The sequence below is a fragment of the Pseudomonas orientalis genome, assembly GCF_001439815.1.
GTDB classification, from domain to species: Bacteria; Pseudomonadota; Gammaproteobacteria; order Pseudomonadales; family Pseudomonadaceae; genus Aquipseudomonas; species Aquipseudomonas orientalis.
This window is the reverse complement of sequence record NZ_JYLM01000031.1, coordinates 1-592: the sequence shown is the minus strand read 5'-3', so window position 1 is coordinate 592 and position 592 is coordinate 1. Positions and strand designations below refer to the sequence as shown.

Below are 592 nucleotides of genomic sequence, written 5' to 3'. Positions count from 1 at the left end.
CGGCCGTTGCCTTCGTTTTCCACTAGCAGCAAGGTGCCGGTTTCGGCCACGGCGAAGTTGACGCCGGAGACGCCGATGTCGGCTTCAAAGAATTTTTGCCGAAGTACGCGACGACCGATCTGGATCAGTTGGTCGACGTCCTTGGTGTATTCCACGCCGAGTTTTTCGTGAAACAAGTCGGCCACTTGCCCGGCGTTCTTATGGATCGCGGGCATGATGATGTGGGAAGGCTTTTTGTTGTCGAGCTGAACGATGTATTCGCCCATGTCGGATTCCAGGCATTCAATGCCTTGGGCGCCGAGCACGTGGTTCATTTCCATTTCTTCGCTGACCATCGATTTGCCTTTGATCACTTGCTTGGCCGCACGACGGCGAGCAATCGACAAGACAATTTCGTTGGCTTCTTCGACGGTCTCGGCCCAATGAACCTGCACGCCATTGCGGGTCAGGTTGGCTTCCAGTCGCTCCAGCAAGTCGGGCAGTTTGGACAGGGCGCGGGCGCGAATGGCGTTGCCCAGGGCGCGCAAGTGCTCGCGTTCGTGGGCATCACTGAAGGCCACGGCGCGTTTGGTCATCAGAGAATCCATGGCAC

General features: G+C 57.4%; 1 protein-coding gene. It reads right to left on the bottom strand.

Going from position 1 to position 592, the window contains the following annotated elements; genetic code table 11:
• A partial coding sequence (locus tag TU82_RS27330; protein ID WP_169794977.1) for an LUD domain-containing protein occupies nt 1–592 on the bottom strand: 592 nt, incomplete at both ends.